Source organism: uncultured Microbacterium sp., assembly GCF_963521695.1.
Lineage (GTDB): Bacteria > Actinomycetota > Actinomycetes > Actinomycetales > Microbacteriaceae > Microbacterium.
In genome coordinates this window covers 1-7596 of record NZ_CAUQWC010000171.1, presented here as the reverse complement: position 1 = coordinate 7596, position 7596 = coordinate 1, and the positions used below count along the sequence as shown (strand labels likewise).

Here is a 7596-nt window from a genome sequence, read left to right as displayed (position 1 = left end):
TGCGCTCGACCTTCGGCAAGACCTACGCGGCCACCCCCGACAAGCTCGTCGAGCAGTTGCAGAACGACGCGGCGGTGATGAGCGCCGACACCTTGATGCTGACGATCCCGTCGCAGATGGGCGTGGAGTTCAACCTGCGCCTGGTCGAGAACTTCGCGCAGCACGTCGCCCCCGCGCTCGGCTGGGTACCGACGCACACACCGGCCGCCGTGTAAGGGTGCGGCGGCGTCCGGCGCTCCCGAGAGCGTCGGATGCCGTCGGCCAACCGCGTCACCGCGAGGCGGTCGTGAACGTCGACTCCCCGTCACGGCCGACGCGGCCGCGGATGAAGAAGACGAGCACGAGCCCGACGACGATGACAACGATGTTGCCCAAGTTCGCCAGCGATCCCAGAGCCCCCTCGGCGGGATACTGCGCGTGCATGAAGATGCTCGGGTCGGTGCTGGCATGGAGCAGGACAGGCGCGAGCAGAGTGCGCGTGACGCGCATGGCGAGGTACATGAGGATGCCGAAGAAGAACGTGTAGACGATCTGCACCAGCGTCGGGACGAGGGCCTGACCGCTGAGGAGGTTCGTCGAGTGCAGCAGCGCGAACAGGCCCGCCGAGACCAGTGCCACGACGATTTCCCGGTGTCCCGCGTCGCGCATGATCCGTACGACATATCCCCGGGTCAGCACCTCCTCGGAGAAACCGATGAACAGCCCTGCGAGGAGCCAGGTCATCACGTAGTCGATACCGGCTGCGCTGTAATCGATGCTGAACAGGTGCAGCACGTTGAACAGGAGCACGACGACGACGGCGATCCACATCCATCCCCGCCCACCGAGCGACTGACGAGCGAAGAGTCCTCGCAACCATCCGGTCGTCGCCCCGAAGACGACGAGGATCACGGCGCCGACGAGGATCGGGAGAACGTAGAAGATGAACACGAACGACGCGGAACCCGAATCCCCCGCAAACGGCACGAGCGGGACGAAAGCGAGAGACGCGAGTTCGTAGAGGACGAGGTAGCCGGCGGCGAGGACGACGGCCTTCCACCAGCGCCCGCGGTTCCAGAAGCGGCTCCAGGCCGATCGACCGACGACATCGTTCATGAGGGACCCCCGATCGCCCGCTCATCGGGCAGCACATTCAACCTATGCCTCACCCCAGAATCGACGGAAGAGAAGCGAGTGCCCGCAGGGCTGGCGCCTTCAGCGTCGGTCAGCAGCAGCTCCTCACGAGCGTGCCGCCCTTCCGACGGGGTAAGCCTCGCGGTTCAGCGCGCGGAGCCCGCCGCGCGCGAGCGCGCGAGCGTCTGGGTGACGAGGTACTCGCCCCACGCCACGCCGTAGGCGCCGAGAGCCGCCCACGTCCAGCCGGAGGGCAGCACGCCCGCGAGCCCGAACAGGGCCGCCACGGTGAGGGCCACCACCACGGCCAGCGCCGGCGCCACGACTCGCTCCCCCACCGGCGTCACTCCGCCGCGCCAGACCACCAGCACCGCCCCCGCGGTGGCGACGAGCAGGATGGCAGGCGTCCACCACGACCCGAGCGCGCCCATCGTGATCGACGCCCCCACGCCGGCGATGACGAGCGAGGCGGTGCGCAGCAGTCGGATCGTGGTGGCGCGGTCGGCGGGCGGGCGAGCGGCGGGAGCGCGGGAGGCGGAGGGCACGACGGGATCCTTCGGGGAGCGGGCTGTCGTCCCAGCGTAGACAGGATGCCGGACGGGATGTCTACGGTGGATGGATGGCGCTGACCCTCACACCCGTGGATGCCGCCGGCGGGGACCGCCGCGCGTTGACGGACTTCCTCACCGCGAGCCTCTGGCCATTCCATGTACGACAGCGTCTAACGGTCGCGCAGGTGAGAGCCGACATCGACGCCGGCCTCTGGGGCGACGACGGTACCGAGGCGTTCTGGATCCATGACGACGAACGGGGCCGCGTCGGTCTGCTCCGCCTCGACGATCTCGCAGATCCGACGGCCGTGGTCGACCTGCGTCTCGCGGACCGGTGGCGCGGGCAGGGACTCGGCGCGCGAACACTTGCCCTCGCCGCGGATCGGGTGTTCCGCACACGTGATGGCGTGGTCCGCCTCGAGGGCCAGACACGCGAGGACAACGCCCCGATGCGCTGCGCCTTCGACAAGGCCGGGTGGGTGCGCGAGGCCTGGTATCGCGACGGCTGGCCCGTCGACGGTGCCGAGCCTCTGGCATCCGTCGCATACGGTGTGCTGCGCCGCGACTGGGCGAGCGGGTCGACGACGCCCGTCCCGTGCGGACCGGAGATGCCCCGGTCAGGGGAGAAGCGGCGCGCCGATGCCGGGGAGCTCATCACCGCGGCATGGACCGCCGAGGAGCTTCTGCTGACTCCCGCGGTGAGGCGCGACCCCGACGAGTTGCGCAGGTTGCTCGCCGACGACTTCACCGAGATCGGTCGGTCCGGACGACGGTGGACCCGTGACGACATCATCATCGCCCTCGCCGCCGAGACGACGAGCGCACGTCCGCCGGTCATCGAGGAGCGGCAGAGCCGGCTGCTCGGACCGGAGACGGTGCTGCTGACCTACCTGCTGCGAGCCGACGACCGCGCGAGCCGGCGATCATCGGTGTGGCAGGGCGCTCCCCGGCCCCGCTGCCTCTTCCACCAGGGAACGACAGTGCCGCACTGACTCAGGGAGCAGCGGGGAACGAGGGCCGCGCGACGGGTACGACCTCGGGGTTCGCCCGGCGGAACGCGGCGAGGTCGCGAACGTTCTTCTGCACGGCGACCACGGCGAACAGGCTCATCGCGAATCCGATGCCGTAAAAGCCCTTCTCCGACAGCAGGAGCTCGGCGTTCCAGAGACCGATCACCATCAGGGTCAGCGACACCAGCAGCATCCCCCATGCCACGCCGAGGTACGCGCCGGTCACGGGAACGTCTTCCGCGCGGTCGCGCACGGCCTTCTGCACGCTGATGGCGGCGAAGAGACCGAGCAGGAACACCGCCAGGAAGAACCCCTTCTCCGACAGCAGCATGCGGGCGTTGTACAACCCTACGAAGTACACCGAGGCGCCCAGTCCGAGCGCCACCCACGACGCACCGACGAACGCTCCGGTCGGTCTACCGAGCACATGCTGCTTCTGGATATCCGACATGGTCCCCACCCTTCTTTCGTCTCCCGCGGGAGATATATTCCGTGGCGGAGAACCTAGCGCTCGCCGCATGCGGGCGCAGACATACGAGCGAATCTGTGGAGAGAGCTGCGCGGGGGGAGACGGTCGCCCCCCCGTCCGCCATCCGCGAACTCCGCTCGCGAAGCGGCGGCGACGGTGCTTGGCTGGCGCGCATGCGACGCATGCTCCTCCTCGGTGGAACGGCCTGGCTCGGCCGCGCGATAGCGACGGCGGCGGTCGCTTCCGGCGCCGACGTCGTCTGCCTCGCCCGCGGTGAGGCCGGTGCGGTCATCCCGGGCTCACGACTCGTGCGCGCCGATCGACGCTCCCCGAATGCCTACGACGCCCTCGACGGCGAGTGGGACGACGTCGTCGAGCTGTCGTGGGATCCGGAGTTCGTGGCATCCGGACTCGACGCCCTCGCCGACCGCGCGGAGCACTGGACGCTCGTCTCGAGCGTCTCGGTGTACGCCCGCTCCGACATCCCCTTCGCCGACGAGGATGCGGAGCTGGTGGAGCCGGTCGATCTGTCGCAGTACGCGGACGCCAAGGTGCACGCCGAGCGGCTCACCGCGGCGCGCCTGGGTGATCGCGCCCTACTCGCCCGTGCGGGCCTCATCGTGGGTCCGGGCGACCCGACCGATCGCTTCGGCTACTGGCCGGCCCGCTTCGCCCGCGGAGGACGGGTGCTCACCCCCGACCCGCACGGGCGGTACGTGCAGGGCATCGACGTCGACGACCTCGCCGCCTGGATCGAACACGCCGGCAGAGCGGGCGTCACCGGGCCGGTCAACGCGGTCGGCGAGGAGTACCCGCTGGCCGCGGTCCTCGCGGCGGCCGCCGACGCAGCGGGAACGCCCGGTGACACGGTGGCGCTCGACGACGCCACGCTCACGGCCCGCGGTGTGCAGCACTGGATGGGTGAGCGCTCACTGCCGCTGTGGCTCCCCGCCGAGGCGCGGGGCTTCTCGCGGCGCAGTGACGCCGCCTTCGTGGCATCCGGTGGTCTGCGGCGGCCGCTCGCCGAGACGATGCGGCGCACGCTCGCGGACGAACGGGCGCGGGGTGTGGATCGCCCCCGCCGCGCGGGTCTCACGCTTCGCCAAGAGACGGAAGTCCTGGCAGCGACGTCTCGCTGACAACGGTCGCCTGAGACGTCGCCCGAGGCGGGTCGGGTGTCGGCGCGGCGTCGCCGACGGGGGATCGCCGGTCAGCGCCCGTTACGGTCGGCGGCGGAGCGCGGCGGCGCAGAGGCGACCTCGAGTCGGTCGAGACCCCGCAGCGACGTCCAGATCAGCTCCTCGCCCTTGGCCGCGTGCTGCGAGGCCCGCACGGCACGCTCGTCAGCCCAGGAATTGAGCACGTGGCCGCTGTGGCCCCGGACGTGCTCGAGGACGACGTCGGGGAGCCCGGCCGCGCGGCGGGCGTCTCGAGCGGCGATGAGGGCCTCGAGGATGCCCTGGTTGGCGACGGGCTTCTTCGCGCTCGTGACCCACCCTCGACGGCGGTGGCCGTCCATCCACGACGAGTACGTGTCGATGGCGTACTTCGAATCGGCCTGCACGACGAGTTCGCGCACGTCGGCGTGATCGGTGATCGCGTGCAGCAGACCCAGGAGTTCGCCGATGTTATTGGTCCCCGCGGGGATCGAGCCCGCCGCCCAGTGCCCGTCCTCGCCGACCCAGGCCCAGCCGGCCGGTCCGGGATTGCCCTTGCAGGCTCCGTCGGTGGCCACGACGTAGCGGTCGGAAGAGGCGGGAGTGAGGGGTGCGGACGCGGGCGAACTCATCCCCCTAGTCTCCCCTCTCCCCCGGATCGACCCCGCCAGGTGAACTCGGGGGTGAATGGTGCGGCTGCTCCGCGGGCGGGGAGGGCGGACGGTGACCGCGCACCTCCGCGCCTGTGGAAACCTGACCCTTCCGCGCCCGTCGCCCCGTCGAGAAGGACCGCCGTCATGTCGCCCGATTCCCCCACTCGCGCCCGCCTGCATCCCGCCGCCGTCACCGCCCTCGCGATCGCCGGTGCCGCGATCGTGGGCGCGGGGGGATTCCTCGCCTGGATCCTCGCCCAGCCGGCCGATCCGAACACCGAGGCGACGCAGCGACTCGTTCAGTGGGAGGAGATTTTCGAGAGGTATCGGGCCGCCGATGGCGGCCTCCCCAACGTGCCGTTCGGCGGCTACTGCCTGGGCGACGGCTTCCCCATCGGCACCGGGGGCACGGCCAATTGCCGCGACTACGAGGGCACGACGTACTACACGCAGGACGCGAGCGCGGCGCTGATGGACGCTCTCCAGTCGGTCGGCGAGCTCCCGCGGGGCGCGACGACTCCGGTGCGCGGCACGGTCGGGCCCTACGCGATCTTCGACGAGGCGGGCGTGCGGCTGCTCACCGCCGAAAACGGCGCGTGCGAAGCCCCCGCCGCCGAGGTGTGGAACGACGGCGAGGGCCTCTTCGTGTGTCAGATCCTGCTGGAGCGCTGAGGCTTCCGGCTCAGTCGCGCCCGCTCTCGGCCTTCTTCTGGCCCGCCTCGAGCACGTCGCCGGCGGGAAGCTCCTGGTGACCGCCGAACTGCAGGCGCATCGCCGAGAGCACCTGGTTGGCGAAGTGGTCCTCACCACGCGAGGCGAAACGCTCGAACAGTGACGCGGCCAGCACCGGCACGGGAACCCCCGTGTCGACCGCGGCCTTGACCGTCCAGCGCCCCTCGCCCGAGTCGGACACACGACCGGCGAGCCCGTCGAGCGTGGGATTCTGCGAGAGAGCGGCCGCGGTGAGGTCGAGCAGCCACGACGAGATGACCGACCCCCGGCGCCAGAGCTCGGTCACGCGGGCGGTGTCGATGTCGAACTGGTAGTACTCGGGCTCCTCGAGGGGGGCGATCTCGGCCGAGTGCTCGCCCTGGTGAAGGCCCGCATCGGCGTTGTTCAGCACGTTGAGCCCCTCGGCAAGAGCGGCCATGATGCCGTACTCGATGCCGTTGTGCACCATCTTCACGAAGTGACCGGCGCCGGAGGGACCGCAGTGCAGATACCCGCGTTCCTCGGTCGTGAACTCGCCGGTACGGCCCGGCGTGCGCTCGACCTCACCGGGTCCGGGGGCGATCGTGCGCAGCACGGGCTCGAGGTGCGTGACGGCCTCCTCGTGACCGCCGACCATCAGGCAGTAGCCGCGTTCGAGACCGAAGACACCACCGCTGGTTCCGACGTCGACGTAGTGGATGCCGCTGTCGTTCAGCTTCGCCGCACGGCGCACGTCGTCGCGGTAGTTCGAGTTGCCGCCGTCGATGATGATGTCGCCGGGCTCGAGCACCTCGGCGACCTGGTCGACCACCTTCCCGGTGAGACCGGCGGGGATCATCAGCCACACGGCGCGGGGCTTCTGCAGCTTCGAGGCGAGGTCGGCGATGCTCGTCGCTCCCGTGGCGCCCTCTGCGACGAGTGCGGCCACGGCATCCTGATTCACGTCGAACACGACGCAGTCGTGACCGTCCTTCATGAGCCTGCGGACGATGTTGGCGCCCATTCGTCCGAGTCCGACCATGGCGAGTTGCATCCGTACCCCGTTCGTCGTGGATCACGGACCGCGCCGCGCGGCCCCTCCGCGAGTCTAGGAGCCGCCCGGGGGCCCGGGCATCGGTGCTAGCCCTGGAAGTCGTCGGGGTCGACGTCGTCGAGGAAGCGGCGGAACTCCTCCACCCTCTTATCCTCGGCCGACGCGTCGAGCTCGACCGCCTCGTCGGGCACGCCCGCCTCGGCGAGGACGTCGTCGGACACCCAGATCGGCGCATCGACGCGGGCGCCGAGGGCGATCGCATCCGAGGGGCGGGCATCGAACGTGCGCTGCCCCGCCGGGGTGTCCAGCACCACGCGGGCGTGGAAGGTCCCTTCGTCGAGGTGGGTGACCTCGACGCGATCGACGGATGCCGACAGCTCGCCCAGCATCGCCGTCATGAGGTCGTGCGCGAGCGGACGCGGCGACGGTGTGCCCTCGATCGCGACGAGGATCGACATGGCCTCCCGCGGGCCGATCCACACGGGCAGCACCCGGTCGCCGTCCGCGTCGGTGTCGACCGGCTTCAGCAGGATCACGTGCTGCTGGGCCGGGTCGAGAGCCACTCCGACCACGCGCACCCGGATCATCCGCCCATCGTACGGTGCTCCCCCGCCACGCGATGCGGGCCCGCGCACCCCGCGGGGCGACGTCAGCGCAGGATGCCGAGCGCCCGCGCCGCCGACACCGCGGCGGTGCGGGAGGAGACACCGAGCTTGGAGAACACGTGCGCGAGGTGGGACTTCACCGTCGCATCGGTGATGTGCAGCCGACGGGCCACATCGGCGTTGGACGCTCCGCGGGCGACCAGACGCAGCACCTCGATCTCGCGCACCGACAACGTCACCCGCGGTTCGCGCAGGCGGGCGAGCAGGCGGCCGGCGATGGAGGGGGCCAGGGCG

The 7596-nt window shown here is 70.7% G+C and carries 10 protein-coding genes and 1 pseudogene; 4 read left to right on the top strand and 7 right to left on the bottom strand.

Annotated elements, in window-relative coordinates; translation table 11 throughout:
* Positions 1-215 (top strand): annotated as a pseudogene (locus tag RWP81_RS12260) (alkane 1-monooxygenase); the annotation flags it as partial.
* A 55-nt stretch (positions 216-270) separates the two neighbouring features.
* On the opposite strand, the gene RWP81_RS12255 reads toward RWP81_RS12260, so the two are convergent.
* Complete coding sequence (locus RWP81_RS12255) at positions 271-1095, bottom strand: CPBP family intramembrane glutamic endopeptidase (RefSeq protein WP_314456482.1); 825 nt, start codon at positions 1093-1095, stop codon at positions 271-273.
* Positions 1096-1259: 164 nt separating this feature from the next.
* Positions 1260-1658, bottom strand: a complete 399-nt coding sequence (locus RWP81_RS12250; RefSeq protein WP_314456481.1) for a hypothetical protein — start codon at positions 1656-1658, stop codon at positions 1260-1262.
* A gap of 74 nt (positions 1659-1732) precedes the next feature.
* On the opposite strand from RWP81_RS12250, the gene RWP81_RS12245 reads away from it, so the two are divergent.
* Positions 1733-2656: a GNAT family N-acetyltransferase gene (locus RWP81_RS12245; RefSeq protein ID WP_314456479.1), complete on the top strand. Its 924-nt coding sequence runs from the start codon at positions 1733-1735 to the stop codon at positions 2654-2656.
* Position 2657: 1 nt separating this feature from the next.
* Here RWP81_RS12245 and yiaA read toward each other — a convergent pair whose 3' ends face one another.
* On the bottom strand, positions 2658-3125 hold the full coding sequence (gene yiaA, locus RWP81_RS12240) for an inner membrane protein YiaA (protein ID WP_314456477.1): 468 nt from the start codon (positions 3123-3125) through the stop codon (positions 2658-2660).
* A 191-nt stretch (positions 3126-3316) separates the two neighbouring features.
* Between yiaA and RWP81_RS12235 the strand changes: the two genes are divergently transcribed.
* Positions 3317-4282 carry a reductase gene (locus RWP81_RS12235; protein ID WP_314456475.1) on the top strand — a complete coding sequence of 322 codons (966 nt, stop codon included), beginning with the start codon at positions 3317-3319 and terminating at the stop codon, positions 4280-4282.
* Positions 4283-4353: 71 nt separating this feature from the next.
* Here RWP81_RS12235 and RWP81_RS12230 read toward each other — a convergent pair whose 3' ends face one another.
* Positions 4354-4932: a ribonuclease H gene (locus RWP81_RS12230; RefSeq protein ID WP_314456473.1), complete on the bottom strand. Its 579-nt coding sequence runs from the start codon at positions 4930-4932 to the stop codon at positions 4354-4356.
* Positions 4933-5097: 165 nt separating this feature from the next.
* On the opposite strand from RWP81_RS12230, the gene RWP81_RS12225 reads away from it, so the two are divergent.
* A complete protein-coding gene (locus tag RWP81_RS12225; protein WP_314456471.1) occupies positions 5098-5625 on the top strand; it encodes a hypothetical protein in 528 nt (175 codons plus the stop codon).
* 10 nt (positions 5626-5635) lie between these two features.
* Here the strand turns inward: RWP81_RS12225 and gnd are convergent, their stop codons facing one another.
* The 3 genes from gnd to RWP81_RS12210 form a co-directional block, all read right to left on the bottom strand.
* Positions 5636-6697: a phosphogluconate dehydrogenase (NAD(+)-dependent, decarboxylating) gene (gene gnd / locus RWP81_RS12220; protein WP_314456470.1), complete on the bottom strand. Its 1062-nt coding sequence runs from the start codon at positions 6695-6697 to the stop codon at positions 5636-5638.
* An 86-nt stretch (positions 6698-6783) separates the two neighbouring features.
* Positions 6784-7284: a bifunctional nuclease family protein gene (locus RWP81_RS12215; protein WP_314456468.1), complete on the bottom strand. Its 501-nt coding sequence runs from the start codon at positions 7282-7284 to the stop codon at positions 6784-6786.
* A gap of 62 nt (positions 7285-7346) precedes the next feature.
* Positions 7347-7596, bottom strand: a 250-nt coding sequence (locus RWP81_RS12210) for a LuxR C-terminal-related transcriptional regulator (protein WP_314456466.1), incomplete at its 5' end; no start/stop codon positions are given.